At 62.6% G+C, this 25,593-nt stretch carries 28 protein-coding genes; 12 read left to right on the forward strand and 16 right to left on the reverse strand.

Going from position 1 to position 25,593, the window contains the following annotated elements; translation table 11 throughout:
* Nucleotides 1–65 precede the first annotated feature (65 nt).
* The 7 genes from M1E16_RS09870 to M1E16_RS09900 form a co-directional block, all read right to left on the reverse strand.
* A complete protein-coding gene (locus M1E16_RS09870; RefSeq protein ID WP_458129762.1) occupies nt 66–1,070 on the reverse strand; it encodes a glutathione S-transferase family protein in 1,005 nt (334 codons plus the stop codon).
* An 89-nt stretch (nt 1,071–1,159) separates the two neighbouring features.
* Nucleotides 1,160–2,161: a glycosyl transferase family protein gene (locus M1E16_RS09875; RefSeq protein ID WP_458129763.1), complete on the reverse strand. Its 1,002-nt coding sequence runs from the start codon at nt 2,159–2,161 to the stop codon at nt 1,160–1,162.
* Nucleotides 2,158–2,493, reverse strand: a complete 336-nt coding sequence (locus tag M1E16_RS09880; RefSeq protein WP_305495521.1) for a TusE/DsrC/DsvC family sulfur relay protein — start codon at nt 2,491–2,493, stop codon at nt 2,158–2,160. Before M1E16_RS09880 ends, M1E16_RS09875 begins: the two co-directional genes overlap by 4 nt.
* A complete protein-coding gene (gene tusB / locus M1E16_RS09885; protein WP_458129764.1) occupies nt 2,490–2,783 on the reverse strand; it encodes a sulfurtransferase complex subunit TusB in 294 nt (97 codons plus the stop codon). Before tusB ends, M1E16_RS09880 begins: the two co-directional genes overlap by 4 nt.
* Nucleotides 2,783–3,145, reverse strand: coding sequence for a sulfurtransferase complex subunit TusC (tusC, locus tag M1E16_RS09890; protein WP_458130300.1), 363 nt, complete (start codon nt 3,143–3,145; stop codon nt 2,783–2,785). The genes tusB and tusC overlap by 1 nt, the downstream gene beginning before the upstream one ends.
* The gene (gene tusD / locus M1E16_RS09895) at nt 3,145–3,537 is read right to left on the reverse strand and encodes a sulfurtransferase complex subunit TusD (RefSeq protein ID WP_434603751.1); all 393 of its coding nucleotides are present in this window, start codon (nt 3,535–3,537) and stop codon (nt 3,145–3,147) included. The genes tusC and tusD overlap by 1 nt, the downstream gene beginning before the upstream one ends.
* A 220-nt stretch (nt 3,538–3,757) precedes the next feature.
* Nucleotides 3,758–4,087 carry a DUF6388 family protein gene (locus M1E16_RS09900; RefSeq protein ID WP_458129765.1) on the reverse strand — a complete coding sequence of 110 codons (330 nt, stop codon included), beginning with the start codon at nt 4,085–4,087 and terminating at the stop codon, nt 3,758–3,760.
* Between the two features lie 133 nt (nt 4,088–4,220).
* Between M1E16_RS09900 and M1E16_RS09905 the strand changes: the two genes are divergently transcribed.
* A complete protein-coding gene (locus M1E16_RS09905; RefSeq protein WP_434569000.1) occupies nt 4,221–4,571 on the forward strand; it encodes a hypothetical protein in 351 nt (116 codons plus the stop codon).
* Nucleotides 4,572–4,701: 130 nt separating this feature from the next.
* Here M1E16_RS09905 and M1E16_RS09910 read toward each other — a convergent pair whose 3' ends face one another.
* A complete protein-coding gene (locus M1E16_RS09910; RefSeq protein ID WP_458129766.1) occupies nt 4,702–5,133 on the reverse strand; it encodes a GNAT family N-acetyltransferase in 432 nt (143 codons plus the stop codon).
* A gap of 318 nt (nt 5,134–5,451) precedes the next feature.
* On the opposite strand from M1E16_RS09910, the gene ggt reads away from it, so the two are divergent.
* The 4 genes from ggt (at nt 5,452) to M1E16_RS09930 (ending at nt 9,746) form a co-directional block, all read left to right on the forward strand.
* Nucleotides 5,452–7,179 (forward strand): gamma-glutamyltransferase, encoded by a 1,728-nt coding sequence (gene ggt, locus M1E16_RS09915; RefSeq protein WP_458129767.1) that lies wholly within the window; start codon nt 5,452–5,454, stop codon nt 7,177–7,179.
* Nucleotides 7,180–7,197: 18 nt separating this feature from the next.
* Complete coding sequence (locus tag M1E16_RS09920) at nt 7,198–7,731, forward strand: cysteine hydrolase family protein (RefSeq protein WP_458129768.1); 534 nt, start codon at nt 7,198–7,200, stop codon at nt 7,729–7,731.
* A gap of 127 nt (nt 7,732–7,858) precedes the next feature.
* Entirely contained in the window at nt 7,859–9,079 is a 1,221-nt protein-coding gene (locus M1E16_RS09925; protein ID WP_458129769.1) for a helix-turn-helix domain-containing protein, read from the forward strand.
* Between the two features lie 34 nt (nt 9,080–9,113).
* A complete protein-coding gene (locus M1E16_RS09930) occupies nt 9,114–9,746 on the forward strand; it encodes a Vgb family protein (protein WP_458129770.1) in 633 nt (210 codons plus the stop codon).
* A gap of 72 nt (nt 9,747–9,818) precedes the next feature.
* Here M1E16_RS09930 and M1E16_RS09935 read toward each other — a convergent pair whose 3' ends face one another.
* Nucleotides 9,819–10,688, reverse strand: coding sequence for a CAP domain-containing protein (locus M1E16_RS09935; protein ID WP_458129771.1), 870 nt, complete (start codon nt 10,686–10,688; stop codon nt 9,819–9,821).
* A 263-nt stretch (nt 10,689–10,951) separates the two neighbouring features.
* Nucleotides 10,952–11,914: an EamA family transporter gene (locus tag M1E16_RS09940; RefSeq protein ID WP_434568993.1), complete on the reverse strand. Its 963-nt coding sequence runs from the start codon at nt 11,912–11,914 to the stop codon at nt 10,952–10,954.
* Between the two features lie 330 nt (nt 11,915–12,244).
* On the opposite strand from M1E16_RS09940, the gene M1E16_RS09945 reads away from it, so the two are divergent.
* Both M1E16_RS09945 and M1E16_RS09950 read left to right on the forward strand, forming a co-directional pair.
* Nucleotides 12,245–13,375: a sensor histidine kinase gene (locus M1E16_RS09945; protein WP_434624654.1), complete on the forward strand. Its 1,131-nt coding sequence runs from the start codon at nt 12,245–12,247 to the stop codon at nt 13,373–13,375.
* Between the two features lie 90 nt (nt 13,376–13,465).
* On the forward strand, nt 13,466–14,554 hold the full coding sequence (locus tag M1E16_RS09950; RefSeq protein ID WP_458129772.1) for an SMP-30/gluconolactonase/LRE family protein: 1,089 nt from the start codon (nt 13,466–13,468) through the stop codon (nt 14,552–14,554).
* An 87-nt stretch (nt 14,555–14,641) separates the two neighbouring features.
* Here M1E16_RS09950 and M1E16_RS09955 read toward each other — a convergent pair whose 3' ends face one another.
* Nucleotides 14,642–15,082: a hotdog fold domain-containing protein gene (locus M1E16_RS09955; RefSeq protein ID WP_458129773.1), complete on the reverse strand. Its 441-nt coding sequence runs from the start codon at nt 15,080–15,082 to the stop codon at nt 14,642–14,644.
* Nucleotides 15,083–15,243: 161 nt separating this feature from the next.
* On the opposite strand from M1E16_RS09955, the gene M1E16_RS09960 reads away from it, so the two are divergent.
* Complete coding sequence (locus tag M1E16_RS09960) at nt 15,244–15,861, forward strand: TetR/AcrR family transcriptional regulator (protein WP_458129774.1); 618 nt, start codon at nt 15,244–15,246, stop codon at nt 15,859–15,861.
* Here M1E16_RS09960 and M1E16_RS09965 read toward each other — a convergent pair.
* The 4 genes from M1E16_RS09965 to M1E16_RS09980 all read right to left on the reverse strand — a co-directional run bounded on the left by M1E16_RS09965 (nt 15,848) and on the right by M1E16_RS09980 (nt 20,406).
* Nucleotides 15,848–16,249: a DUF1850 domain-containing protein gene (locus M1E16_RS09965; RefSeq protein WP_458129775.1), complete on the reverse strand. Its 402-nt coding sequence runs from the start codon at nt 16,247–16,249 to the stop codon at nt 15,848–15,850. The genes M1E16_RS09960 and M1E16_RS09965 overlap by 14 nt on opposite strands.
* A complete protein-coding gene (locus M1E16_RS09970) occupies nt 16,246–18,273 on the reverse strand; it encodes a TRAP transporter permease (protein WP_458129776.1) in 2,028 nt (675 codons plus the stop codon). The genes M1E16_RS09965 and M1E16_RS09970 overlap by 4 nt, the downstream gene beginning before the upstream one ends.
* Nucleotides 18,274–18,352: 79 nt before the next feature.
* Nucleotides 18,353–19,303 (reverse strand): TAXI family TRAP transporter solute-binding subunit, encoded by a 951-nt coding sequence (locus M1E16_RS09975; RefSeq protein ID WP_434568986.1) that lies wholly within the window; start codon nt 19,301–19,303, stop codon nt 18,353–18,355.
* Between the two features lie 92 nt (nt 19,304–19,395).
* Nucleotides 19,396–20,406, reverse strand: coding sequence for a LacI family DNA-binding transcriptional regulator (locus M1E16_RS09980; protein ID WP_458129777.1), 1,011 nt, complete (start codon nt 20,404–20,406; stop codon nt 19,396–19,398).
* A 176-nt stretch (nt 20,407–20,582) separates the two neighbouring features.
* Here M1E16_RS09980 and M1E16_RS09985 point away from each other — a divergent pair, with 176 nt between their 5' ends.
* The 3 genes from M1E16_RS09985 (at nt 20,583) to M1E16_RS09995 (ending at nt 24,265) form a co-directional block, all read left to right on the forward strand.
* Nucleotides 20,583–21,758 carry a Gfo/Idh/MocA family protein gene (locus tag M1E16_RS09985; RefSeq protein ID WP_458129778.1) on the forward strand — a complete coding sequence of 392 codons (1,176 nt, stop codon included), beginning with the start codon at nt 20,583–20,585 and terminating at the stop codon, nt 21,756–21,758.
* Between the two features lie 59 nt (nt 21,759–21,817).
* Entirely contained in the window at nt 21,818–22,840 is a 1,023-nt protein-coding gene (locus M1E16_RS09990; protein WP_458130301.1) for a sugar phosphate isomerase/epimerase family protein, read from the forward strand.
* A 192-nt stretch (nt 22,841–23,032) separates the two neighbouring features.
* On the forward strand, nt 23,033–24,265 hold the full coding sequence (locus M1E16_RS09995; RefSeq protein ID WP_434624639.1) for a nucleoside permease: 1,233 nt from the start codon (nt 23,033–23,035) through the stop codon (nt 24,263–24,265).
* An 18-nt stretch (nt 24,266–24,283) separates the two neighbouring features.
* Here M1E16_RS09995 and M1E16_RS10000 read toward each other — a convergent pair whose 3' ends face one another.
* On the reverse strand, nt 24,284–24,940 hold the full coding sequence (locus tag M1E16_RS10000; protein WP_434603791.1) for a polysaccharide lyase family 7 protein: 657 nt from the start codon (nt 24,938–24,940) through the stop codon (nt 24,284–24,286).
* 248 nt (nt 24,941–25,188) lie between these two features.
* Between M1E16_RS10000 and M1E16_RS10005 the strand changes: the two genes are divergently transcribed.
* The gene (locus M1E16_RS10005; RefSeq protein ID WP_434568981.1) at nt 25,189–25,524 is read left to right on the forward strand and encodes a hypothetical protein; all 336 of its coding nucleotides are present in this window, start codon (nt 25,189–25,191) and stop codon (nt 25,522–25,524) included.
* The last annotated feature ends 69 nt before the right edge of the window (nt 25,525–25,593 follow it).

A 25,593-nucleotide genomic window follows, 5' to 3' on the forward strand; every position in this document is an offset into this window, starting at 1 on the left:
AAAAATCTGACACTCCCAGCGAGCCTGCTCGCGAAGAGGCCCTCAACGATTACACAGATTCCAGATCAATCCCGGGCCCCGCGCCAGATCCCTTTCCCACTCAACCTCCCTCTATCATGCGCCACCATGAAGTCCTGCTTCGGCCCCTTGGGCACGATCCCATTGGGGTTGATGGTCTTGTGGCTGCCGTAGTAATGCCCCTGGATATGCGTGAAATCCACTGTCTCGGCAATGCCTGGCCACTGATACATCTCCCGCAGCCAGTTCGACAGGTTCGGATAATCGGCGATGCGTCGCAGGTTGCATTTGAAGTGACCGAAGTACACCGCGTCGAAACGGATCATCGTCGTGAACAAGCGGATGTCGGCCTCGGTCAGGTACTCGCCAGCCAGGTAGCGGCGGGTGTCCAGCAGGGCTTCCAGATGGTCCAGCTCGGCAAACAGCTGATCAAAGGCTTCTTCGTAAGCCGCCTGGGTGGTGGCGAAGCCGGCGCGGTAGACGCCGTTGTTCACCGCCGGATAGATGCGCTCGTTCAACCCATCGATTTCGCCGCGCAGGTGCTCTGGATAGAGATCCAGGTCGTTGCCGGTCAGGCCATCGAAGGCGCTGTTGAACATGCGGATGATTTCCGCTGACTCATTGTTGACGATGCGCTGCTGCTGTTTATCCCACAGCGCCGGCACAGTGACACGACCGGTGTAGTCCGGTGTATCGGCGGTGTAGCGCTGGTGCAGGAAGTCGAAGTGGTCGAGCTTGTCGCCCGTCGAGCCGTGAGCCTGATCGAAGGTCCAGCCGTTTTCCAGCATCAGGTAGCTGACCACTGAAACATCGATCAGGTCTTCCAGGCCCTTGAGCTTGCGCAAGATCAGCGTGCGATGCGCCCAGGGGCAGGCCAGGGATACATAAAGATGATAACGACCGGCTTCGGCGGCGAAACCGCTCTCGCCGAAAGGGCCGGCGCTGCCGTCGGCGGTTATCCAGTGGCGGCGTTGCGCCTGTTCACGCTGGAAACTGCCGTCCTTGCTCTCATACCACTGGTCCTGCCAGCGGCCCTCGACCAACAAACCCATCTCGATCTCCTCAGCCTGATAAACGTTGGAGAAGAGTCTATGCCGATAGGTTCGAACAAAAAGCGCAAAGGTTGGGCGCTGATGATCGACTAAATCGATCTGTTCCGCGCGTCCCAATATTGCCGGGCTTTGTCGAACGCGTCTTCGCGCGACAACCCCAGGCCGCGCAAGGCCAAAGCCATCGTGGCGATCAACGCCAGTTGCGGGTAGCTGTCCTCGACGTCGCCGCGCCAGACGGCTTTCAAATGCTCAGGGTCGAGGCGCTCCGGCTTGACGTGGCGCTGCTCCGACAGGCGTGGCCATTCTTCGTCCCAACTGGCGCCACCGGTGGTGCCGTACAGATGGCTGTCGGCGTCCGGATTGATTTCGATCTCGCCGCCGTCGCCCTTGATCACGATGGCGGTGTCGCCCAGCAACCCGCTGGCCTCGCGATGCACGGCCTGGTAGCCAGGATGGAAGATGCTTTGCAGACCGCAACGCGCGCCCAGTGGATTGAGAATCCGCGCCAGGGAATGGATCGGCGAGCGCAGGCCGAGGGTGTTGCGCAGGTCGATCATCCGTTGCATCTGCGGTGCCCAGTCCACCAGCGGCATGAAAGCCAGGCCGCCGTTGTCCAGCGCCGTGCCGACCTGTTGCCAGTCGCGGCACAAGGGAATATCCAGTAAACCAAGCAACTGTTCGGTGTAGAGCCGACCCGCCGTGTGGGCGCCGCCGCCGTGCATGAAGATCCGCACGCCGTTCTGCCCCAGGCATTTGGCCGCCAGCAGATACCACGGCAGGTGGCGCTTCTTCCCGGCGTAGGTCGGCCAGTCGAGGTCTACCGCCAGTTGTGGAACCACCAGGCGTTGACGCAGGGCGTCGGTGAAGCCGGCCATTTCCTCGGCGCTTTCTTCCTTGTGCCGCAACAGCATCAGGAAGGCGCCGAGCTGGGTCTCTTCGACCTGCTCATCGAGCACCATGCCCATGGCCTCGCGGGCTTCTTCACGGGTGAGGTTGCGGGCGCCGCGCTTGCCTTTGCCAAGGATGCGCACGAATTGGGCGAACGGATGTTCGGCCGGGGTCTCGAGGGTCAGCGAAGGAAAGTCGGTCATAAGCAATTCGTCGGTTTGGGCAGGCCCGCCAGCTTGGCGGCGAGTTTGGCGGGAGTGCCTTTGAACAATCGGTTCAGGTGCAGGCTGTTGCCCTTGTCCGCGCCGAGTTTCAGCGCGGTGTACTTGATCAGCGGCCGAGTGGCGGGGGACAGCTGGAATTCATCGTGGAAGGCCCGGAGCAGTTCGAGGATTTCCCAGTGCTCGGGGCTCAGCTCGATGTCTTCGGCGGCGGCCAGGGCCGTGGCCACTTCCGTTGACCAGTCATTGAGATCGGCCAGGTAGCCGTCCTTGTCCAGCGCGATGCTGCGCGCGCCCACGGTCAGCACGTTCATAGCCAGGAGTTGACCTTGTCATGCTCGATTGAGAGCTCGACGAAGGCTGGGTAATCAATGGCTTCGGCCCAGTCCGGGATGTGCAAGGCACGGGCTTGAGCGTCTTCGGCGAGGATGAACAATTTACTACCGACGGCCTGGAGTGCAGCGAACGGTTCGGTGCCAGGTTGCAGCGCGTAAGTCGCGTCGCCGCACAGCAGCAGCGCATCCTGGCTCCCCAGTATCCGCAGGCAACTGGCGAGGCGGTTATCACCGAACGGTGAATGGGACAACACATGCAAAGTCGACATCAGAGGGTGATCACCTGGTCGTAACGGTCAATGAGCGCGGCGATGTCCGCTGCGCCCAGCACTTTCAAAGCGTCCACTGCCAGGGTATCGGTGGCGATGCCACGCTCGGCGGCGCTGTCGGCGCAGACAAACAGGTCTTCGACGCCGAACATCGGCAATGCCTGCAAATTGGCGCTCAGGTCTTTTTGCTGGAGGGCCTTGGCGTTTTGCCCGGCGCTGAGCTGGAACACGCCGTCATCGAGAAACAGCAGGCCAATGGGCAGGTCGAACGCACCGCCGGCCAGCACGATGTCCAACGCTTCCCGGGCTCCGGGGCCAGACCACGGAGACTGACGGCTGATGAGCAATACCGACTTGGCCATCATGCGCCTCCAAAACAGATCAAGCGGTCGGCGTCCTGGATCGCATCGTGCAGCTGACCCAGTCCGGAAAGGGCCCAAGGCGCTTCGACGCTGATTGCCGAACGCTGATAGCGCTGGGCCTCTTCAGCGTTGAGCACACCACGGCGCAACGCCGCCGCGATGCAGACGACGCCGTCGAGCTGATGGTCGCTGACGAAGGTTCGCCATTGCCGGGGCAGATCCTGCTCATCCTGAGGCGTGACGATGCTGTTATCGGCGTTATAGACGCCGTCCTGGTAGAAAAACAGCCGCACGATCTCATGCCCACCGGCCAGCGCGGCTTGCGCAAACAGCAAGGCGCGGCGCGAGGAGGGCGCATGGGCGGCGGAAAACAGCGCGATGGCGAACTTCATGACAGACCCGATCCGTAAAACTGCGGCCATGATAAAGCTTTATGGGCGGTGGGGCGATTCTCGGAAACGGCGTGAGCTTTCGTGGCGAGGGAGCTTGCTCCCGCTGGGCTGCGAAGCGGCCCCAGGATCGTGCAACTCGGTGTGTCAGGTGAGTTGAGTCGCCTTTTTGGGCCTGCTGCGCAGGCCAGCGGGAGCAAGCTCCCTCGCCACGGGGTTCACTTCAGTCCATGAGACCATTTAACTGGCAATACTCAGCCCACTCCATTCCCGCCATCTCCGCGACTTCCCTGTGCACTTCCATGCGCTGGGCCTGGTAGTCCTCGGCGGAGGCCGCTGTCAGCGACAGCGTCAGCTCCCAGGCAAACAGACCCAGGCGCTCGGCCTCGGCTTCGAACGCCTCATGCAAGCGCTCGGCGCGATACTGCGCGGCGGTTTCGCCCTTGGCCTGGGCCAGCAGGGGGTTGAGGTTGTCCAGCTCGACACGCAACTGCGGGCGTTCGTCGAGAAAGATCTCCAGGGCTCGTTCGTGCTGCTGTCCGGTTGCCGCCATGGTTGCTCCTTGAGTCAATGTCCCGACAGGTTGCGTGAATCGATAGCCATTGTCGCGGGCAAATTTCAGTAAAGCCGCACGTAGGCGCGGATCGCAGTGCTAAAGTCGGTTTTTTTCTCGATGAGTGAACGCGATGCGAATGCTGATGGTGGCCGTGGCCGCAACCCTGCTGGCCGGCTGCGCGGGTTCGGCGATGGAACAGGCCCGGACCCAAGCCCCCTACAAGACCCTGGCCTCGGACAAGCCGGAGCAGAATGTCGCCCAATGCGTGAAGTTCGCCTGGGAAGACGAAGCGGTGTTCGGCGTCGATGCCGGTGCCTACCTGCAACCCGGCAAGCAGGGTGGCTCGACGGTGTACACCCGCTCGGCCGAATCGTTTGTCGATATACAAGCCAGTGCCACCGGCACGGCGTTGAACTACTACGCCAAGCAGGATGATTTTGTCGCCAAGCGCCGGTTGGCGGCGTTGGCGACTTGCCTCTGAACCCCTGATCACAATGTGGGAGCGAGCCTGCTCGCGAAAGCCGTTTATCTTCTTGCATAGCATTTGACTGACCCACCGCTTTCGCGAGCAGGCTCGCTCCCACAGGGGATGTCCCACAGGGGATATGTGGTCAGTCAGCGTTCGGCAGGCGTTTCTGGAAAAAGAAACGCTGATGTCCCGGCGGGTAGTCGTCGATCTGCCCGCACTCGGTAAAGCCATGCCGGCGGTAGAAGTCCGGCGCCTGGAAGTCGAAGGTGTCGAGCCAGATACCTACGCAGTCTTTTTCCCTGGCCAGCTGTTCGGCCATCTGCATCAGCTGCGAACCCGTGCCTTGGCCCCGGGCCTGTTCAGGCACTACCAGCAGTTCGATATAGAGCCAACGAAAAAATATTCGGCCGTAGAGTCCGCCGACGATTTCGCCGTGCTCGTCGCGCACCAGCCAGGCGACCAGTTCCGGTGTGCTTCCGCCCGTCTGGGCAACGTTATAGGCGCGTAGCGGCGCGAGGATGGCCTGGCGTTGTTCATCGGTGGGAGCGTCCGTGCGCTCGATTCTTAACGTCATCGGCGATGTCCTTGTGCGGTGAGGTGATCGAGCGCCCGAGCCTATCGCAACGAGAGCGATGGCGTAAGCCGCCCGGCGGGAAACAGGCACATTGCGTAAACCGAGCCATACTGCCTAGGCTTTGTACGAAAAGTGCCTGCGCGACGATCATGCTGCGTTGAAAACAGGCTCGGAATGCTCATTGACAACCGTCAAGTCGAGCGCGACCCCGGCCGTTCCTCGCCTGTTTTCGCCTTGCCTGATCGCCGCTCGGCGACTTTTCGTACAAACCCTAATGCTTGAAGCGATCCCGACCCTAAAACAAGAAGAGACCGACTCATGAAGTTCGAATCCCTGGCCCGGACCCTCATCGCCACTTCGCTCTCCCTTTGCTGCCTGACTGCCCACGCTGCATCCCAGGCCCCGGTTGCCGCCGAGAACGGCATGGTCGTCACCGCCCAGCACCTGGCGACCCACGTCGGCGTCGATGTGCTCAAGAACGGTGGCAACGCGGTGGATGCGGCAGTCGCGGTGGGCTACGCCCTGGCGGTGGTCTACCCGGCGGCGGGCAACCTTGGCGGTGGCGGCTTCATGACGCTGCAGATGGCGGATGGCCGCAAGACATTCCTGGATTTCCGCGAAAAAGCGCCATTGGCCGCCACCGCCGACATGTACCTGGACAAGGACGGCAACGTCATTCCCGAGCTCAGCACCCGCGGCCACCTGGCGGTAGGCGTGCCCGGCACCGTGTCCGGCATGGAGCTGGCGCTGAAGAAATACGGCAGCAAGCCCCGGGAGGAACTGATCGCCCCGGCGATCAGGTTCGCCGAGGAGGGTTTTGTCCTTGAGCAAGGTGATGTCGACCTGCTGGAGACCGCCACGGACGTGTTTAAAAAGGACATGCGCGATTCCGGCGCGATCTTCCTGCACAGCGGCGAGCCGATGCAGGCCGGCCAGAAACTGGTGCAGAAAGACCTCGCCAGGACCCTGCGGGAAATTTCCGCCAAAGGCGCCGACGGCTTCTACAAAGGCTGGGTGGCCGACGCCCTGGTGACTTCCAGCCAGGCCAACAAGGGCATCATCACCCAGGCCGACCTGGACAAATACAAGACCCGCGAGCTGGCCCCGGTGGAATGCGACTATCGCGGTTATCACATCATTTCCGCACCACCGCCCAGTTCCGGTGGTGTGGTGCTGTGCCAGATCATGAATATCCTCGACGGGTATCCGATGAAAGACCTGGGCTTCCATTCGGCCCAGGGCATGCACTACCAGATCGAAGCCATGCGTCACGCCTATGTCGATCGCAACAGCTACCTGGGCGACCCGGACTTTGTGCAGAACCCCATCGACCATCTGCTGGACAAGAACTATGCGGCAAAACTGCGCGCCGCGATCGAGCCGCAAAAGGCCGGCGACTCGCACAAGATCAAACCCGGCGTGGCGCCTCACGAGGGCAGCAACACCACCCACTATTCGATCGTCGACCAATGGGGCAACGCCGTCTCTGTCACCTACACCCTCAACGACTGGTTCGGCGCCGGCGTGATGGCGAGCAAGACCGGGGTGATCCTCAACGATGAAATGGACGATTTCACCGCCAAGGTCGGCGTGCCCAACATGTACGGCCTGGTACAGGGCGAGGCCAACGCCATCGCACCGGGCAAGGCGCCGCTGTCGTCCATGAGCCCGACCATCGTCACCAAGGACGGCAAGACCGTGATGGTCGTCGGCACGCCGGGCGGCAGCCGCATCATTACCGCGACCCTGCTGACCATTCTCAATGTGATCGACTACGGCATGAACCTGCAGGAAGCGGTGGACGCACCGCGCTTCCACCAGCAGTGGATGCCGGAGGAGACCAACCTGGAAACCTTCGCCGCCAGCCCCGATACGCTCAAGCTGCTGGAAAGCTGGGGCCACAAGTTCGCCGGCCCGCAGGACCCCAACCACATTGCCGCGATCCTGGTGGGCGCGCCGTCACTGGGTAGCAAGCCCGTGGGCAAGAATCGCTTCTACGGTGCCAACGATCCGCGCCGCAACACCGGGTTATCGTTGGGCTACTGAGCGCTCGGAGAGGCAAGCATGAGCAGCGCATTGCTGATTATCGACGTCCAGGCCGGGCTGTGCACGGGCGAAGAGGAATGCTTCGACAGCCCACGCCTGCTCTGCACTATCAATGACCTCAGTGCCAGGGCTCGGGCTGTCGGCTTGCCGGTGATCCTGGTCCAGCACGAAGAACTTGAGGGCTCGTTGGCTTATGGCAGTGCCGCCTGGCAATTGGCCGACGGCCTGCTCACCGCCGCGGATGACTTGCGCGTGCGCAAGACCACCGCGGACGCGTTCTACCAGACCGACCTGCTGGCGCTGTTGCAGGCCAGAAGCATCGATCGCGTGGTGATCTGCGGGCTGCAGACCGATTACTGCATCAATGCCTCCGTGCGTCAGGCCCATGCCCTGGGGTACGAAGTGGTGTTGGCCGCCGATGCGCATTCGACGGTGGACAATGGCAGCCTGTCGGCCGAGCAGATCATTGCCGATCACAACCAGCGACTGGGGCGGCTGAGCAGCGCGGTGTCGCGCATCGATGTGGTGCGGGCCGCCGAGATTCGCCTGTAGCGATACTCACTGCCTGGCCTGAGGAGCAGGCCGGGCTGGCGCTCCAGTGCGCAGCGACTGCAAGATTTTCAGGCCCGCTTCGCAGGCCAGCGGGAGCAAGCTCCCTCGCCACAAAGGCCGTCGTTTTATGGATTACGCGATCAGCATAGCAGCGCGAGCATTGGCGGCGGGCGATCCAGTGGCGGCGCTCAATCGCATCGCCTTGCGCACCGATGCCCCGGCCCTCGCGCTGCGCGGCATCGCCATGGCGCAGCTGGGGGACCTGGACAAAGCCAGGAACCTGATGCGCCGGGCAAGTACGGCGTTCGGGCCCAAGGCGGCCGTGGCGCGGGCACGGTGTATCGTGGCGGAGGGCGAAATCGCCTTGGCTTCCCGTGACCTGGCGTGGCCCATGAAGCGCCTCGACGCCGCGCGGACGGTACTCGAAGCCTGCGGTGACCGGGCGAACGTCGGTCATGCTCATGCGATCGAAATCCGCCGCCTGCTGTTGCTCGGTCACCTTGGCGAGGCCGAGGGCAAGCTTGCTGATCTGAATCTTTCCAGCTTGCCTGTGGCGTCTCGAGCCGCTTGTGAACTGGTGGCGGCGGGGATCGCCATGCGGCGCCTGCAAGCGCAAACCGCCCACGCCGCTCTGGAAAGGGCCGGGCAGGCCGCACGGCAAACGGGCATCAGCGCGCTGAACGCCGAAATCGAAAGCGCCTGGCGCATGCTGAGCTCACCGGCGGCGCGTCTGATCGGCCGGAACGAAGAGCGCTTGCTGATTCTTGAAGAGGTACAGGTGCTGCTGGCCGGTGCGGCGCTGGTAGTAGATGCATGCCGGTATGGCGTCAGTAGCGCTGGCAGCCAGGTTTCCCTCGCCCGGCGCCCGGTGTTGTTCGCCCTGGCCAGAGGGCTGGCCCAAGCCTGGCCGGGCGATGCATCGAGGGAAGCGCTCGTGGCCGAGGCCTTCGGCTTGAAACTGACGGATGAGTCCCACCGCGCCCGGCTGCGGGTCGAGATGGGGCGGTTGCGGGTGGCGCTGCGGTCATTGGCCGAGGTGAAGGCAACCCGGCGCGGCTTTATCCTGATTCCCAACCAGGCCGACGAGGTCGTGGTGCTGGCGCGCGTCATCGAAGAACCTCACGGCGCGGTGCTGGCGCTGCTTGCCGATGGCGAAACCTGGTCCAGTTCGGCCCTGGCGCTTGCCTTGGGCAACAGCCAGCGCAGCGTGCAGCGGGCCTTGGAAACCCTCGCCGCCTGCGGCAAGGCGCAAGCGTTCGGTCGTGCCAGGGCCCGGCGCTGGATGGCGCCAACGATGCCTGGATTCGCGACGGCATTGTTACTCACTGCGTTGCCAGTGGCTGGTTAGGATGCAATCACACCCCACTGATGAGGCGAGTGAAATGAAACGTTCGGAAGCACAGATCCTGCGTGAGTACGGCCCTTTTCCGGGCGTCGAGTGTGTCCACGGCGTAAGCCATGACGGTGAGCGCGTCTGGTTCGCCTCAGGCGAGAAGCTCCACGCACTTGATCCCGCCAGTGGCCAGACCGTGCACTCGCTCGACGTGCCGGCGAACGCTGGCACGGCGTTCGACGGTGAGCACCTGTTCCAGATTGCTGGCGACAGCATCAGCAAGATCGATCCACGCACCGGCGAGGTATTGGCGACGATTCCGGCGCCCAACAGCGGTGATGATTCAGGGTTGGCGTGGGCCGAAGGATCGCTCTGGGTCGGCCAGTACAAGGCGCGCAAAATCCTCCAGATCGACCCGGCCGATGGAAAAGTCCTGCGCACCATTAAATCCAATCGCTTCGTCACGGGCGTGACCTGGGTCGACGGAGAGCTTTGGCACGGGACGTGGGAAAACGATGAGAGTGACCTGCGGCGTATTGATCCGCAGACGGCACAAGTGCTGGAAAGCGTGACGATGCCGCCCGGGACCGGTGTGTCGGGGCTGGAATCCGATGGGGCCGAACGGTTTTTCTGTGGCGGCGGTGGCAGCGGGAAGGTGAGGGCGGTGCGTCGGCCGGTGTGAGGATGCCAGGCTCGTATAAACCTCCATGGCGCGGGAGCAAGCTCCCTCGCCACGGGATACCCGTCCGTTACATCACGGGGCGCCAAGCACCATTGTCCAATACACTCCGGCATCGCTGCGCGAGTCACTGGCCGACGCCGCACCGACCTGGGTGAACATCGGGTTCATCAGGTTGGCGCAATGCCCGGGGCTGGCGAGCCAATCGTGCATGGCCTGGCTTGGCGAACGTTGTCCGGCGGCAATGTTCTCGCCGAGTTTGCGTCCGCGAAAACCGGCGCTCCTGGCCCGCTCGGATGTGGAGCGACCGTCCGGGTCGCGATGGGCAAAATAGTTGCCGCGGGCCATCGACCGACTGTGGCCCTGGGCAGCGCTTCCCAGCGCGGCGTTCCAGCTCAGCGGCCGAGCCGCCGCAAAGCGCTGGCGCCCGCACATGCGGGGCTTGGCCCTGGCGGCATTGACCTGGGCCAGCAGCGTTTTGTCCGGCGCGTCGATGTCGCGCGTGTCGCTGATCCGCGTTCCGCCCATGGGTTGTGCGAGCACCACGCGCCATTCATCCCCGACCCGATTGACGCCAATGTCGGCGTACTGGCCGTCCAGCAGCGCTGCGCAATGCTCGTCCGCCAGTCTCTCGAACGCTTCTTCGGCGTCCCGCGCATCGGTCAGGCGAATGCTGCGCACTGACCGGGCCTGATAGCCGGATCTGCTCAGGGTTTCGCGCAAGCCACCGCTGAAGCCGATGGGCAAGGCCAGGCTGGAGCGCAACACCAAGGGTTGGGCAGCACGCACTGTTTGCCATTCACAGCGGTGGGGCTGGCTGCGGTAGTCGTTGATGGCACTCACCAGTTGTCCTTCGCCTCGGGCGTGAGCCGGGCTGGGGAACAACGGAAACAGGATCGTGAGGCACAGCGCAGCGAAACGGCGAGAGCGAACGAGGTGGCGCATGGATGGACAGCTCTGGAAGGGAATTGCCTGAGCGCCGGGAGACGGCGCCAATCAGCCTGAAACGCTTCGTTCAGGGCTGGGGTAGGACTGTGGCTTTTGAAACTAGTTTCCGGCGCACCCAGACATAAACGCCTGACCGCACAATGCTTTTGTGGCGAGGGAGCTTGCTCCCGCTGGCCTGCGAAGCAGGACCAAGAAATTCGCGACTGCGTCGCAGCCGAGCGGGAGCAAGCTCCCTCGCCACAAAAGAGCGTTCAGTCAGTTCAATTGCGTGCAGCCACCGGCGCCTTGACCCGCTCAGCCTTGCGCCAGGTCAGCAACACAATGCCCGTCACCACGATGGCGCCGCCGAGCACCTGGCCCGGGTTGAGCATCTGGTCCAGCACCAGCCAGCCGATCAGCAGGGTCGCCAGCGGTTCGATATTCATCACCGGGGCGTTGCGTGGCATGTCCAGGCGTGGCACGCACATGAACAACACGATGAACCCGGTGCCGTAAAGCACCACCAGGGTGGCGAGCGCGAGCCAGCCGGTGTTGCTGGCTGGCAGGTCGAGGCCGCCGGGCAGGGCGCCGGTCAGGCCTGCGAGGTTGACGCTGCTGAACACAATGAAAATCGTCAGCAGGCTGCGCACCGAGCCGCGTACCTGGGACAGCTTGTGATCGGTGATCCACAACGCGCAAGCGAACACGCACGCGGCACAGAATGCCAGTCCAACCCCCAATAGCCATTGCGGGCCGACATCCGCCTGCGACGATAACCGCGCCGGCACTTCCAGTACGAACACCAGGCCGACCAGGATCATCCCCATCAACATCGCCGTACGCGCAGTGGGGCGCGGCCCGCCGAGCGCCCAGGTCAGCAGCGCCAACAGGATCGGGAACACGTTACCCACCAACAGCGCCAGCGCCACCGGCACCCGCGCCACGGCCGAATACAGGCACAGGCTCTGGGCGCCGATCAACAGGCCCAACACCAACTGCCAGCGCCAGGCCCCGGCGGGCAGGCGCAGGCTCTGGCGTTGCCACAAGACCATCGCCGCCAGCACCAGCAACGTCCCGCCCGAGCGCAGCAGGATCGCCAGCAGCACGCCGGCACCGTCATCGAACGCCGCCCGCGCGGCGACGTGGTTACCGGCGAAAGCGCAGCCCATGCAGAGCAGGATGAGCACAGCGACAGGGCGGGAAAAAGGAATAGGAACATCGGCGGCAACGGTGGGGCGGGTCATGGCAGCAATCTCAAAGGTGTACCATCGCAGCAGCGAGGCTTCGGTGGTTTATTTTTAGTTATAGGTTGTCGTACAACAACGGAAGATTTGTACCGGATCCAGCAGAGAGAGACAAGCGCCGGCTCCCGCCCGTCAACCCGTTCTCCCCAGATGTTCGCAGCTCACCCGTGGTGAGGGAGCCTGCTCCCGCTCGGCTGCAAAGCAGCCGCCAGCTCCACCAGCTCAACCAATCCAGAGACTGGCGTACATCCCCCAGCGATTTGCTGTACAACAGCTGACCGCTGTGTTGTTTCCGGCACCGATCCCCCTGAGTTTCCCGCGGAGCAACCCATGCGCCTGGCTGACTTCATTGTCGACAACATCGAACCGATCCTCCAGGCGTGGGAAGACTTCGCCAGGACCATCACCCCGGCCTCCATCGGCATGGATGCGGTAGCGCTGCGCGACCATGCCGAGCAGATGCTGCGCACCATCGCCATTGATCTGCGCACCTCTCAGACCCCGGAGGAGCAGATCGCCAAATCCCAGGGCGAAGCCCCGGCGGCGGAGGCCGAGACCGCGGCGGAAACCCACGCTGTCATTCGCCAGTCTTCCGGTTTTACCGTGGAACAGATGGTCTCGGAATACCGTGCGTTGCGCACCAGCGTGCTGGTGTTGTGGATGCCCCATGCCCAGCTGGACCAGGCGCAGGCGATGTCGGATGTGATCCGCTTCAATGAAGCCGTCGACCAGGCCCTGGCGGAATCGGTGGTCAGTTATTCCGGCGCGGTCGATGCGGCGCGCAATATCTTCCTCGGGATCCTGGGACACGATCTGCGCAGCCCGCTGGGGGCAATCCTGCTGAGTTCCGAAGTGCTCCTGCGCGCCGGCGATCTGCCTGCCAAGGCCACCAAGATTTCCTCGCGCATCTATACCAGCGTCAAACGGGCGAACAAGATTGTTGGCGACCTGCTGGACTTCACCCGTACCCAGCTGGGCGCAGGCATACCGGTACAGCGCTTCAACGGCGACCTGGTGGCAGCGTGCGAAGGCATGGTGGAAGAGGCACGGGCCTATCATCCGGAAAGCAGCATACTCTTCGAGCCGCACGGTCCGCTTGAAGGACTGTTCGATCCGGCGCGGATGGAACAGGTGTTTTCCAACCTGATCGGCAATGCCGTGCAACATGGCGCGGAGGGCGCGCCGATCACGGTATCGTTGAGCCGCGAAGGGGATGAAGCCGTCATCGCGATCAACAACCAGGGCAAGCCTATCGCGAAGGACGCCATCGCCAGCATCTTCAATCCCTTGATCCGGCAACTGCGCAGCGGCGACCTGCAATACGGCCCCACGGCTGGCCTGGGACTGGGCCTCTACATCGCCTCGGCGATCGTCGCGGCTCACCAGGGGACCATCGAAGTCCACTCGAAGGCGCGCGGAGGCACCACGTTCACCGTTCGGATCCCACTCCATCCCGAGTGATAGGGCCGGGCGAGGATAATAACTTGTACGATGTCCTATCAGAGGGTAAAACAAACGTCCCCGTCCAATAATAATTAACGGAGACGTACTATGGATGCTTCGCAACCTGCAACCGCCGATCAGGCGCGCCGGACCTTCCTCAAGAAATCCCTGGTGGTCTCGGCCGCCGCCGCGACCCTTGGCAACCTGCCCGGCCTGACCCAGGCCGAACCGCTGAGCCAGCGTTATCCGGACCCTCTGGTCAATATCCTCGACCCCAGCTTCATGGACCTGCGCATCTTCAACGCCAGCGTGGAAAAACTCGCCAGCGGCCTGCGCTGGGCCGAAGGGCCGGTGTGGATCGGCGACGGTCGGTATCTGCTGGTCAGTGACATCCCCAACAACCGCATCGTGCGCTGGGACGAAGTCACCGGTGGGCTGTCGGTGTATCGGGAGAATTCGAACTTCTCCAACGGCATGTGCCGTGATCGCCAGGGACGGTTGCTGGTCTGTGAAGGCTCGACCACGTCGACCGAAGGGCGGCGTATCACCCGCACCGAACACAACGGCACGATCACCGTGCTGGCCGGTCGTTTCGACGGCAAACCGTTGAACTCGCCCAACGACATCGTCTGCAAACGGGATGGCTCGATCTGGTTCACCGACCCGCCGTTCCAGACCGGCAACAACTACGAGGGGCACAAAGTCACCCCCGAGCAGCCGCACGCGGTGTACCGCATCGACGGTGAAACCGGCAAGCTCAGCCGGGTCATCGACGACCTGGCGGGGCCGAACGGCTTGTGCTTTTCCCCGGATGAAAAAACTCTCTATGTGGTCGAAGGCCGGGCCAAGCCCAACCGCCTGGTCTGGGCAATCACGGTCAAGGATGACGGCAGCCTGGGCGAGCGCCGCAAGCATATCGAAGGCCTGGATTACGCCGCCATCGACGGCATCAAGTGCGATGAGAGCGGCAACCTCTGGTGCGGCTGGGGCGGCAACGGCGACCCCAAGGCCGACCTGGAAAAACTCGACGGTGTGCGGGTGTTCAACCCCGAGGGCAAGGCCATCGGGCATATCTCCCTGCCGGAACGTTGCCCCAACATCTGTTTCGGCGGCAGGGAGGGCAACCGGCTGTTCATGGCCGGCAGCCACTCGTTGTATTCATTGTTCGTGAACACCCGCGGGGCGACGTTTGCCTGATCCAGGCCTCGCGAATAAGAATAACCGTGGCGAGGCAGCTTGCTCCCGCTCGATTGCGCAGCAATCGCAAAGCAAGCTTCCCAACCCTCAAGCCAACTTCACATTCATGGTGATCCGCGCCGTGAACACCTTCTTGCCATCCACGTCATGAATATCCACCGGCACGATCTTGTCGCCCTCGGTCTGCCAGTCCACCTCATCGCCGTTCGCCACCGCCGTCACGTCGCTCTTGGCCTTGGCCAGGTATTCCACGGTCATGCCTTTGGGGATCCACCGGGCGCCGTCGGGAATCGAGACGTTGGTCATCATCCCGGCGGCCAGCTCGGCGGCGTTGCACATGGCAATGGCATGCACGGTGCCGAGGTGATTGGTGATTTCCTTGCGAAACGGTACCTGCACAGTCGCCGCGCCCTGGCGCAGCTCCGTGACCAGCGGATTGATAGTGGCGAAGTAAGGTGCCATCTGACAGGCCATTTTGCTGAACGCATCGGGACCTGCGCTGTTGAACATACCGAGAACCTGATTCATGTGAAGCCTCACTGACAAGGGATTTGCGGAACAATCTTCCGTTACAGAATATTATTCTGTGACGGAACGGTATTCTGTTGTTGGCGAATCTGTCAAGCTGCGCTCACTTCGTCATGGGCAGCCGTCTGCCTGATCCTTCAACGAACCGGTTTAAGCCCAGCATGCAAACAACGGAATTACTCGAACGTGCCTTCCCCGGCAGAAGGGCCGAGCTCAAGCGCGATATCTTCAGAAAGGCCCTGGCGCTGTTCAACGAACAGGGCATCGAGGCGACCACAATCGAAATGATCCGCACCGAATGCCAGACCAGTGTCGGCGCGATCTACCACCATTTCGGCAACAAGGAAGGCCTGGTGGCGGCGCTGTTCTTCACCGCGCTGGACGACCAGGCGCACTTGCGCGAGCAATACCTGGCCGAGGCGACGACGGCCGAACAGGGCGTGCAAGCGTTGATCTACAGCTATGTCGATTGGGTCGACAGCCAGCCGGAATGGGCGCGTTTCCAGTATCACGCGCGTTTTGCCGTGACCAAGGGGCCGTTCAAGGACGAACTCGCCAACCGCAATACCACGCGCAACGGCCAGCTCTGGCAGTGGCTGAGCGTGGCGGAGCAGGGCGAGGCGCTCAAGCGTTATCCAGCCGAGTTGATGTTCTCGCTGATCATCGGCGCGTCGGAAAGTTATTGCCGTGCCTGGCTGGCGGGGCGCGTGCCGACCAGCCCGAAGGCCCATCGGGAGTTACTGGCGCAGGCGGCGTGGCGATCGATCAGCGCTGATTAATCGAGCGCCGTTCGCAGCTCCACAGTTCTACCGAGGGGTGTTCCACGGTGGGCGGGCCGAGCCAATGCGCCATGGGCTGGCAATGCCCGGCATGACACAGTTGGTAATCGCCGGCCTGGGGCGTGCGGCCCAGCTTCAAAGGTTGCAGCGGCGGCAGTTGGCGATAGTAGTGCCAACTGCCGTTTTCCAGCCGGGCATTTTCCGGAATCTCCATGCCGGCACCGTTGCCCTTGATCCTGGCTTCGCCCAGGACCAGGCCCGTTTCGGTGACACGGTAGTCTTCCTCCCAACGGATCTTCTCGATGGTGTGATCCCACGCCAAGGTGAACTCGCTGAGTTCAAGCTGCGCCCAGATCACTCCGGACAGGCCCAGGCACAAGCCGATCACGCCAAGGCCTGTCCGCTGCGACGTGCGCGCCACAGATGCTGCCCGATCAACAGCGCCCCCAGGACAAAGCCGATTTCATCGGTCAACGGCAGCGCCACCACCAACAATGCCCCGGCGGCAAAACACATCAGCCGTTCCCAGACCGGCATCTTCTGTTGCAGGAAACCGGTGGACGCCATGCCCCACAGGCCGACCGCGAGCAAGGTCTTGATCAGCATGTACGCAGTCATCCAGAGATTGTCGCCCTGGAGCATCAGCGCCGGGTTGTAGACCGTCATGAATGGAATGACGAAGCCGGCGAGGGCGATGCGCACGGCCCAGAAGCTGATCTTCAGGCCACTCTCCCTGGCGATGGGCGCCGCGGCGAAACAGGCCAGGGCCACCGGCGGGGTCAGGTCGGCGAGGATGCCGAAATAGAACACGAACATGTGCGACACAATCAGCGGCACGCCCAGTTCCAACAGGGCTGGCGCGGCGATCGAGCTGGTGATGATGTAGTTGGGGATGGTCGGGATGCCCATGCCCAATACCAGGCAGGTGAGCATGGTCAGGATCAGCGACAGCAGCAGGTTGTCTTTGCCGATGGCCAGGATGTAACCGGCGAAAGTGGACGCCACGCCCGTCAGCGAAACCACGGCGATGATGGTGCCGACCAAGGCGCAGGCGATCCCCACCGGAACGGCGTGCCGGGCACCATCCACCAATGCATGCAGGCAGATGACCAGGGTTTCCCGGGTGCCCTTCATAAACCAGCAGGCGACCACCAGCACGCCGATCACCGCGAACACGATTCCGATACCCAACCGGAAGAAGCCGACGCAGAGAATCCCCAGTGCGACCCAGAACGCGCAGCGTAAGGCGTAGTTCGATACTTTGAGGATAATCGCCGAGCCGAGAATCACGATGGCCGTCAATGCCAGCCCGACCATGCCGGAGAACAGCGGAGTGCGCCCGGAAAACAGCAGATAGACCAGCACTGCCAGTGGAATCAGCAGATACCAGTTTTCCTTGACCGCGCCCCAGGCACTCGGGCACTGATCCTTGGGTAGACCTCTGAGGTTCGAACGCTTGGCCTCCAGGTGCACCATCCAGAACACCGAGCCGAAATACAGGCAGGCGGGTATCAAGGCCGCCTTGGCGATTTCCACGAACGGCACGTTGATGGTCTCGGCCATGATGAACGCCACCGCACCCATGACCGGTGGCATGATCTGGCTGCCCATGCTCGATGTCGCTTCCACGCCGCCGGCGAACGCGGCCTTGTAGCCAAAACGCTTCATCAGCGGAATAGTGAACTGGCCGGTCGTCACCACATTGGCGATGCCCGAGCCGGTGATGGTGCCCATCAGCGCCGATGACACCACCGACACCTTCGCCGGACCGCCGAGTTTGTGACCGAACAGGCCCATGGAGAAATCGGTGAACAGCTTGATCATGCCGGCCTTTTCCAGGAAAGCGCCGAACAGGATGAACAGGAAGATATAAGTGGCCGATACGTAGGTCGGCGTGCCGTACAACCCTTCGGTGCCAAACGCCAGCTGGTTGATGATCTGGTCCACGCCGTAGCCGCGATGCGCCAGGTCGCCCGGCAGGTGTTCGCCGAACAGGCCATAGGCGAGGAACAGGCCGCAGATGATCGGCAAGGCGATGCCCATCACCCGCCGCGCCGCCTCGAATACCAGCACGATCAGGACGATGCCGATGACCATGTCGGCGCTCGTCAGGTCGCCGGAGCGCTGGATCAGGTCGGCCTCGAATACCCACTGATAGAGCGCGGTCGCCATCCCCGCCAGCCCCAACGCCCAGGCCAGGGGTTGCCAGGGCCGTTGCTTGCCATGGGCCGGGTAGCTCAAGAACACCACCCACAGCAAAAAGCCCACATGCACCGCCCGCAGCACGATGCTGGATACCGGGGAGAAGGCTGCGGTGACGATCTGGAATATGGAAAACAGCAACGCTACATAGAACAGCGTCTTCGGCCAGTCCCGTGGGTCCGTGGCGATGCCGTGCTGGTCTTCACTCATAAGGTGCCTGCCTGTTGTCTGTAGCCGGTGCGAAACACGACACGGCAACGGCGGTTTACGCCGTTGCCGCCCCAGGGGTCTACAGCGCGCCCACTTCCTTGTAGTAGCGTTCGGCGCCAGGGTGCAGGGCTATCGGCAGGTTCTTCGCGGCGTTTTTCAGGGAAATATCTTTCGCCGCCGAATGGGACGTGCCCAGGCGATTGAGGTTGTCGAAGAGCAGCTTGGTCATCTGATAGGCCACTTCGTCCGGCACATCCTCGCGGGTCACCAGGATATTGGTGATGGCGACGGTGGGCACGGCGTCAGTTTGTCCGTCGTACGTGTTGGCCGGGATTTGCGCGCTCAAATAGGCCGGGTTACCGATTTTTGCCACGACATCGGTGGGAATCGATACGTAGTTCAATGGCATGGTCGACGCCAGGTCACGAATCGCGGCCATGCCCAGGCCGGAAGATTGCAGCGTGGCATCCAACTGGCGGTTCTTGATCAGATCCACCGACTCGGCGAATGGCAGGTATTGCACCTTCATATCGCTGTAGGTCAGGCCCGCGGCCTTGAAGATTGCCCGGGCGTTGAGCTCGGTGCCGGATTTCGCTGCGCCGACCGAAACGGTCTTGCCCTTGAGATCGGCCAGGGTCTTGATGCCCGATTCCTGGCTGGCGACGATTTGTATGTAGTTGGGGTAGGCGCCAGCGATGGCCCGCAGCTTGGTCAAGGGCGCCTTGAAGCCGGCGTCTTCCACCCCATTCTTGGCGTCCGCCACCGAATCGCCCAAGGCAAACGCCAGCTCCCCGCGTCCGGCTTGCAGCAGGTTCAGGTTTTCCACCGAAGCCTTGGTGGCCTGGACCGACGTCTTGGAATCCTTGATGCCACTGCTGTAGATCTGCGAGAGCCCGACGCCAATCGGGTAATACACCCCGCTGGTGCCTCCGGTCAGAATGTTGATGTACGCTGGCGCAGCATAGGCGGTGGTCGTGACCATCACGGCTGCGGCGGCGGCCAGGGAAATGAAGCGTTTGCTGATTGGCATGGCGACTCTCCGTCTTGTTATGGCTTTTGCAGAGTCTTTCCACTGTAGTCGAAACGGGCCTGATGGCGAGTCGACAACTCCGATGGGCCTGATCAGGCCATGCTGGAGCCTGGCGCTGCGCTGCTGCCGCGTACGGTCAGCTCGAACGGCAGGAGCACGTGCCGCTGGGCGATGGATCTTTTCTCGATCAAGGCGATGAGCATTTCTACGGCTTTGTGACCAAAGGTTTCAGCTGGCTGGGAAATGGTGGTCAGCGGCGGATCGCAATAGGCGGCAAACGGGATGTCATCAAAACCCACCAGGGAGATGTCCTCGGGCACCCGCAGGCCCATCTGCTTGATGCGCTTGAGCGCGCCGATGGCCATCTCATCGTTCTCGCAGAACAGCGCGCTGGGACGCTCGGCCAGGGCGAGCATGGCGTCGGCACCGTCGTAGCCGGCCTTGAGGGTGAAATCGCCGTGGCAGATCAGTTCCGGGACGATGGCGATGCCGGCGTCTTGCAAGGCGTCCTGGTAGCCGGCCACGCGATCGAGGGTCAACGGGCTGCTGCGAGGGCCCTTGATGATGCCGATGCGTCGGTGGCCGAGGCCGATAAGGTGCTCGGTCATGGCGCGGGCGGCGCTGCGGTTGTCCAGGCTGATGGTCGGGTAGGGCGCGTCCTTGACCACTTCGCAGGCATTGACCAGCGGCAACGCGTCGGCGCCGGGCGGCAGTGCGACAAAGGGGTCGCTGGCGCGCAGTTGAATCACCCCGTCGGCCTGGTGGGCGTAGACCAGCGCGGCGAATTCCTGCTCGATGGCTTCGCGGCCCTGGGTATCGCACAGCAGCAGTCGATAGCCGGCCGCTTGCGCCGCCTGTTGGGCACCGCTGATGACCCGGGCGAAAAAGGTATTGGCGATCGCCGGCACCAGGATCACCAGGTTGCCGGTACGGCGGGAACGGAACTGCACCGCCATCAGGTTCGGTCGATAACCGGCCTGTGCCACCGCGGCGTTGACCTTGTCGCGGGTTTCCGGCAGCACGCGTTCAGGCGACTTCAGCGTCCTCGACACCGTGGCCACGGAAACACCGGCCAGCCGGGCCACTTCACGGATATTCGACAAAATCACCTCGATTCGGCGCCTGGAGACACAGGCATGGCCGCGAGCTTACCGCAGGTTCGAAGCCTGACAAATGCTCATCGGCATCTTCCAGGGTTTGACACGAAGCTAAACCAGGCCTAGATTTCCGCTCATGATGTAACCGGTTACATCATCAGTCCGGACAAAAGAGAATCGCGATGAAACCTGTAGCACCAAAAATAAGAATGGGCTTCGTCGGCGGTGGGGAGGGCGCGTTCATCGGCCAGGCCCATCGTCAGGCCGCGGGCCTGGACGGTGGTTTCGAGTTGGTGTGCGGCGCGTTCAGCCGCGACCCGCAGAATAACCGGCAGACCGGAGAAGCCCTGGGGCTGGCCGCGTCCCGCTGTTATCACGACTGGCAGCAGATGCTCGACGCCGAGGCGCTGCTGCCGCTGGACCAGCGCATGGAACTGCTGGTGATCGTCACGCCCAACCATCTCCACGCGCCCATTGCCCGCCAGGCATTGGAGGCGGGTTTCCATGTGTTCAGCGAGAAGCCCGCGGCACTGAACCTCAAGGAGTTGCTCGCGCTCAGGGACGTGCTGCAGGGCAGCCGCTGTCTCTACGGCCTGGCCCACACCTACCTGGGCTACCCGATGGTCTGGCAGGCCCGGGAAATGGTGCGTTCGGGCGTGATTGGCCAGGTGCGCAAAGTGTTCGTCGAATACCCTCAGGGCTGGCTCAGCCAGGACGTCGCCGCGCAAGGCAACAAACAGGCCGAATGGCGCGACGATCCGGCACAGTCCGGGCTGGGCGGCTGCATTGGTGACATTGGCACCCATGCTTTTTCCTTGGCGGAGTTCGTCGCCGACCAACCGATCCAACAGCTTTGCGCCACGCTGGGCACGCATGTCGCCGGTCGGCAACTGGACGACGACGTGGCGATGTTGTTCCAGATGCAACGCGGCGCCACCGGCGTGTTGTTGGCCAGCCAGGTCTGCACCGGCGAAGAGAACCCGCTGAAGATCCGCGTCTACGGCGACAAAGGCGCCCTGGAGTGGCGCCAGGAAGAGCCGTCGAGCCTGATCCATCGCGCCTTCGATCAACCCCTGAGCATCCTGCGTAGCGGGGTTGGCCAGCCGTGGTTGTGCGAGGACGCGACGCGCCGCATGCGTCTGCCCGCCGGGCATCCCGAGGGTTATCTGGAAGCGATGGCCAACCTCTACGGCGATTTCGCCCGGGCCATTCGCGAACGCGTCGAAGGCCCCGATGTGCCTGGCGTACCCGGCATCGAAATCGGCTTGCGCGGTATGGCGTTCATTGAGGCCGCCATCCTCAATCACCGTGGCGAGGCGAAATGGACCACGCTGAAAACCGGAGAATCGCAGTTGTGAGCACCCCCGACGAAACACCGAGCGGCCTGCGCGGGCCAGCGATTTTCCTGGCGCAGTTCATGTCCGATGAAGCGCCGTTCGACACCCTGGCCGACATTGCTCGATGGGCCGCGTCGCAGGGCTACAAGGCGATTCAACTGCCGACCCTCGGCACGCGCTACATCGACCTGGCCCGGGCCGCCGAGAGCCAGGATTATTGCGATGAGCTCAAGGCCGTCTGCGCATCGGCCGGCGTCGAGATCAGCGAGTTGTCGACGCACCTGCAAGGGCAGTTGGTGGCGGTGCACCCGGCATTCGACGCGCTGTTCGACGACTTCGCCCCGGCCCACCTGCGCGGCCAGCCCGAGGCGCGCACCGCGTGGGCCATCGAGCAACTGAAACTCGCCGCCCGTGCCAGCCAGCGCCTGGGCCTCAAGGCCCACGCGACGTTTTCCGGTGCGTTGCTGTGGCCTTATATGTACCCGTGGCCGCAACGTCCGTCCGGCCTGGTCGAGCAAGGGTTCGCCGAACTGGCCCGGCGCTGGTTGCCGATCCTCGACTGTTTCGATGCGGCCGGCGTCGACCTGTGCTACGAGATCCACCCCGGCGAAGACCTGCACGACGGTGCCTCGTTCGAGCGTTTCCTCGAAGCCGTCGATCACCATCCGCGGGCGGCGATCCTCTACGACCCCAGCCACCTGTTGCTGCAACAGATGGACTACCTGGGCTTCATCGATCGCTACCACGACCGCATCCGCATGTTCCACGTCAAGGACGCCGAATTTCGCCCCGATGCCCGTTCCGGGGTTTATGGCGGCTACCAGGGTTGGGTTGATCGCCCCGGCCGGTTCCGGTCTTTGGGCGATGGGCAGATCGATTTCAAGGCGATCTTCAGCAAGCTGACCCAGTACGGCTTCGACGGCTGGGCGGTGCTGGAATGGGAATGCTGCCTGAAGGATTCGCAGCAGGGCGCGGCCGAAGGCGCGGCGTTTATCCAGCGGCACATGATCAGCAAGACCGCCAAGGCGTTCGATGATTTTGCCGGTGTCACGGCGGATGAAGCGTCCAATCGGCGGTTGCTGGGGTTGCCTCCGGAGCAATGACCCCGTGGCGAGGGAGCTTGCTCCCGCTGGGTGGCGAAGCCGCCCCTGACATTGTTCCAGCCGGACCGCGTCGCCTGGTTTTACGACTGCTGCGCAGCCGAGCGGGAGCAAGCTCCCTCGCCACAAGGGCAGGGCCATAAAAGCAGGGCACGGCTTTGTTTCAACAAGAACAACAATAAAACGGTGACTACCATGACCACGATGAATGCACGCCTGAGCGTGATGATGTTCCTGCAATTCTTTATCTGGGGCGGCTGGTTCGTCACCCTTGGCACGTTCCTGTCGACTACGCTGAGTGCCAGCGGCGGGCAGATCGGCATGGCCTTCGCCACCCAGTCCTGGGGCGCGATCATTGCGCCGTTCGTCATCGGCCTGATCGCCGACCGCTACTTCAACGCCGAGCGCATCCTGGCGGTGCTGCACCTGGTGGGCGCGGTGTTGTTGTATCAGTTGTATTCAGCGGCAGACTTCAACGCGTTCTATCCGTACGTGCTGGCCTACATGGTGATCTACATGCCGACCCTGGCCCTGGTCAATTCCGTGGCATTCCGGCAGATGCGCGATCCGGCGCTGGAGTTCTCGCGTATCCGCGTCTGGGGTACGGTCGGCTGGATCGTCGCCGGCGTGGTGATCAGTTTTGTCTTCGCCTGGGACTCACGCGAGGCGATCTCGGCGGGCGGCCTGCGCAATACGTTCCTGATGGCGGCCATCGCCTCGCTGCTCCTCGGGCTCTACAGCTTCACGCTGCCGGGCACCGCGCCGCTCAAGGCGCAGGCGAGCGCTGGCGCCGTCAAGCAGTCGCTGGGGCTCGACGCGTTAGGCCTGCTCAAGGACCGCAGCTACCTGGTGTTTTTCATCGCCTCGATCCTGATCTGCATCCCGTTGGCGTTCTACTACCAGAACGCCAACCCGTTCCTGGCGGAAACCGGCATGACCAACCCGACGGCGAAAATGGCTATCGGGCAGGTGTCCGAAGTGCTGTTCATGCTGCTGTTGCCGCTGTTCATCCAGCGCTTCGGTATCAAGCTGGCGCTGTTGGTGGGCATGCTGGCGTGGGCGTTGCGCTACGTGCTGTTCGCCTACGGCGACAACGGCGGGCTGGCGTTCATGCTGTTCACCGGCATTGCGCTGCACGGCATCTGCTACGACTTCTTTTTTGTCTCGGGGCAGATCTACACGGACGCCAAGGCGCCCGCGCACCTGCGCAGCTCGGCCCAGGGGCTGATCACCTTGGCGACGTACGGAGTAGGCATGTTGATCGGTTTCTGGGTGGCGGGGCAGGTGACCGATCACTTTGTGGTGGAAGGCGGCCACGACTGGAAAAGCATCTGGCTGTTCCCGGCCGGTTTTGCCCTGGTGGTATTTGTCTGCTTCCTGCTGACCTTCAGCGGCCGGCAAGCGGTCGTGGCGCCGTCCAAGGCTTGAGTGGGGAAAAAACGCCAGTCACTTGTGGCTGGCGCTCAGTTTGGTGTAGGTCACTTTTCCGCCTTCACTGGTGCTGCCCTTGTTATCCAAGGTGTAGACGCCGGCCTTGAAGTAGAAATCGTAGCCTTGCCAGGACTTGTCCAGTTTCACCTGGGTGCCATTGTTGCCGATCATTACCGACAGTTGGCCTTGCTTGTCCATTTGCAGCGTGTACGAAAACGATTTGTTCAACGGCACCTTGGGCACGGTCATGATCACCGGGCTTTTTTTGTCCTTGGGCTTGAAGCGGTATTCCACGTCGATATTGCCGACGCCCTTTTCATAGCGATAAACCAGTTTCAACAACGGCGTCGGCGCCTCCTTGGCGTGAATCTGCGCCACCACCACACGGCCTTCCGAAGGCACCTGGTTCACCGACAATTCCCCCTTGAGAGTGTTGGTGCCGCTGTTGTAGCGCCAGTTGCGATGTTTCCCGTCTTTGCTGGTTTCCCGCAGTTCGGAACGCGGGTAGTCGCTGTTACCGGTATGGGAGCCGGTGACAGGCGCCCAGAAGATGATCCTCTGGCCGTTATTGTCGAAATACTTGTTGTTCAGACTCGGCATGGCTTTGGTCGCCACGACCTGCGCGGGTGTTTGCACCGGCAGGGTAACGCTCCAGACAGTCACGTCAATCATGATGAAATCCTCCAACGGGACCGGCCGTATCTGGCGGTCGTCAAGACAATGAATTGCCTTCCGTGGCGTAGTTTTCATGCTATCGACGGGAGTCTGTTTCGCTGGAGGCCCAACTGACGGATGGCTCTGCGATGAGCCTCTCGGGCCCGTAATTGGGGAGAGATGACGTTGTGTCTTTTTGTTGCTGATCGGTTAGAGTACGCGCCGCCCGGGAGACGGATCCCGGGCGTTTTCCCATGGAGCATCAAATGAAACAATTCAGCAAAGTTGTCGCCTGCGCACTGTTCGGCCTGGTCCTGGCGGGTTGCACCGGCACCCCGATGAAAACCCAGCAATACGACAGCAGCCAATACACCGTGGTTGGCCACAGTGAAGCCAAGGCCACCGGCCTGCTGCTGTTCGGCGTGATCCCGATCCGCCAGAACAACCGTTTCGTGCGCGCCCAGACCGCCGCGATCAAGGCCAAGGGCGGCGACGCCATGATCAACACCCAAGTCCAGGAAAACTGGTTCTGGGCCTGGGTCCTGACCGGCTACACCACTTCGGTGTCCGGTGATGTGGTCAAGCTGAAGAACGTTCAGTAAGCCCGACCAGGTAAGTCCGCCCGTGGCGAGGGAGCAAGCTCCCTCGCCACAAAAGCTGGTTTATTTCCA

The sequence above is a fragment of the Pseudomonas sp. Z2-11 genome, from assembly GCF_054161305.1.

Bases quoted from the DNA above. Each gene is read 5' to 3' on its own strand.
- M1E16_RS09870 (WP_458129762.1), bottom strand. From the start codon at position 1,070: ATGGGTTTGTTGGTCGAGGGCCGCTGGCAGGACCAGTGGTATGAGAGC.
- M1E16_RS09875 (WP_458129763.1), bottom strand. From the start codon at position 2,161: ATGACCGACTTTCCTTCGCTGACCCTCGAGACCCCGGCCGAACATCCG.
- M1E16_RS09880 (WP_305495521.1), bottom strand. From the start codon at position 2,493: ATGAACGTGCTGACCGTGGGCGCGCGCAGCATCGCGCTGGACAAGGAC.
- tusB (WP_458129764.1), bottom strand. From the start codon at position 2,783: ATGTCGACTTTGCATGTGTTGTCCCATTCACCGTTCGGTGATAACCGC.
- tusC (WP_458130300.1), bottom strand. From the start codon at position 3,145: ATGGCCAAGTCGGTATTGCTCATCAGCCGTCAGTCTCCGTGGTCTGGC.
- tusD (WP_434603751.1), bottom strand. From the start codon at position 3,537: ATGAAGTTCGCCATCGCGCTGTTTTCCGCCGCCCATGCGCCCTCCTCG.
- M1E16_RS09900 (WP_458129765.1), bottom strand. From the start codon at position 4,087: ATGGCGGCAACCGGACAGCAGCACGAACGAGCCCTGGAGATCTTTCTC.
- M1E16_RS09905 (WP_434569000.1), top strand. From the start codon at position 4,221: ATGCGAATGCTGATGGTGGCCGTGGCCGCAACCCTGCTGGCCGGCTGC.
- M1E16_RS09910 (WP_458129766.1), bottom strand. From the start codon at position 5,133: ATGACGTTAAGAATCGAGCGCACGGACGCTCCCACCGATGAACAACGC.
- ggt (WP_458129767.1), top strand. From the start codon at position 5,452: ATGAAGTTCGAATCCCTGGCCCGGACCCTCATCGCCACTTCGCTCTCC.
- M1E16_RS09920 (WP_458129768.1), top strand. From the start codon at position 7,198: ATGAGCAGCGCATTGCTGATTATCGACGTCCAGGCCGGGCTGTGCACG.
- M1E16_RS09925 (WP_458129769.1), top strand. From the start codon at position 7,859: ATGGATTACGCGATCAGCATAGCAGCGCGAGCATTGGCGGCGGGCGAT.
- M1E16_RS09930 (WP_458129770.1), top strand. From the start codon at position 9,114: ATGAAACGTTCGGAAGCACAGATCCTGCGTGAGTACGGCCCTTTTCCG.
- M1E16_RS09935 (WP_458129771.1), bottom strand. From the start codon at position 10,688: ATGCGCCACCTCGTTCGCTCTCGCCGTTTCGCTGCGCTGTGCCTCACG.
- M1E16_RS09940 (WP_434568993.1), bottom strand. From the start codon at position 11,914: ATGACCCGCCCCACCGTTGCCGCCGATGTTCCTATTCCTTTTTCCCGC.
- M1E16_RS09945 (WP_434624654.1), top strand. From the start codon at position 12,245: ATGCGCCTGGCTGACTTCATTGTCGACAACATCGAACCGATCCTCCAG.
- M1E16_RS09950 (WP_458129772.1), top strand. From the start codon at position 13,466: ATGGATGCTTCGCAACCTGCAACCGCCGATCAGGCGCGCCGGACCTTC.
- M1E16_RS09955 (WP_458129773.1), bottom strand. From the start codon at position 15,082: ATGAATCAGGTTCTCGGTATGTTCAACAGCGCAGGTCCCGATGCGTTC.
- M1E16_RS09960 (WP_458129774.1), top strand. From the start codon at position 15,244: ATGCAAACAACGGAATTACTCGAACGTGCCTTCCCCGGCAGAAGGGCC.
- M1E16_RS09970 (WP_458129776.1), bottom strand. From the start codon at position 18,273: ATGAGTGAAGACCAGCACGGCATCGCCACGGACCCACGGGACTGGCCG.
- M1E16_RS09975 (WP_434568986.1), bottom strand. From the start codon at position 19,303: ATGCCAATCAGCAAACGCTTCATTTCCCTGGCCGCCGCCGCAGCCGTG.
- M1E16_RS09985 (WP_458129778.1), top strand. From the start codon at position 20,583: ATGAAACCTGTAGCACCAAAAATAAGAATGGGCTTCGTCGGCGGTGGG.
- M1E16_RS09990 (WP_458130301.1), top strand. From the start codon at position 21,818: ATGTCCGATGAAGCGCCGTTCGACACCCTGGCCGACATTGCTCGATGG.
- M1E16_RS09995 (WP_434624639.1), top strand. From the start codon at position 23,033: ATGACCACGATGAATGCACGCCTGAGCGTGATGATGTTCCTGCAATTC.
- M1E16_RS10000 (WP_434603791.1), bottom strand. From the start codon at position 24,940: ATGATTGACGTGACTGTCTGGAGCGTTACCCTGCCGGTGCAAACACCC.
- M1E16_RS10005 (WP_434568981.1), top strand. From the start codon at position 25,189: ATGAAACAATTCAGCAAAGTTGTCGCCTGCGCACTGTTCGGCCTGGTC.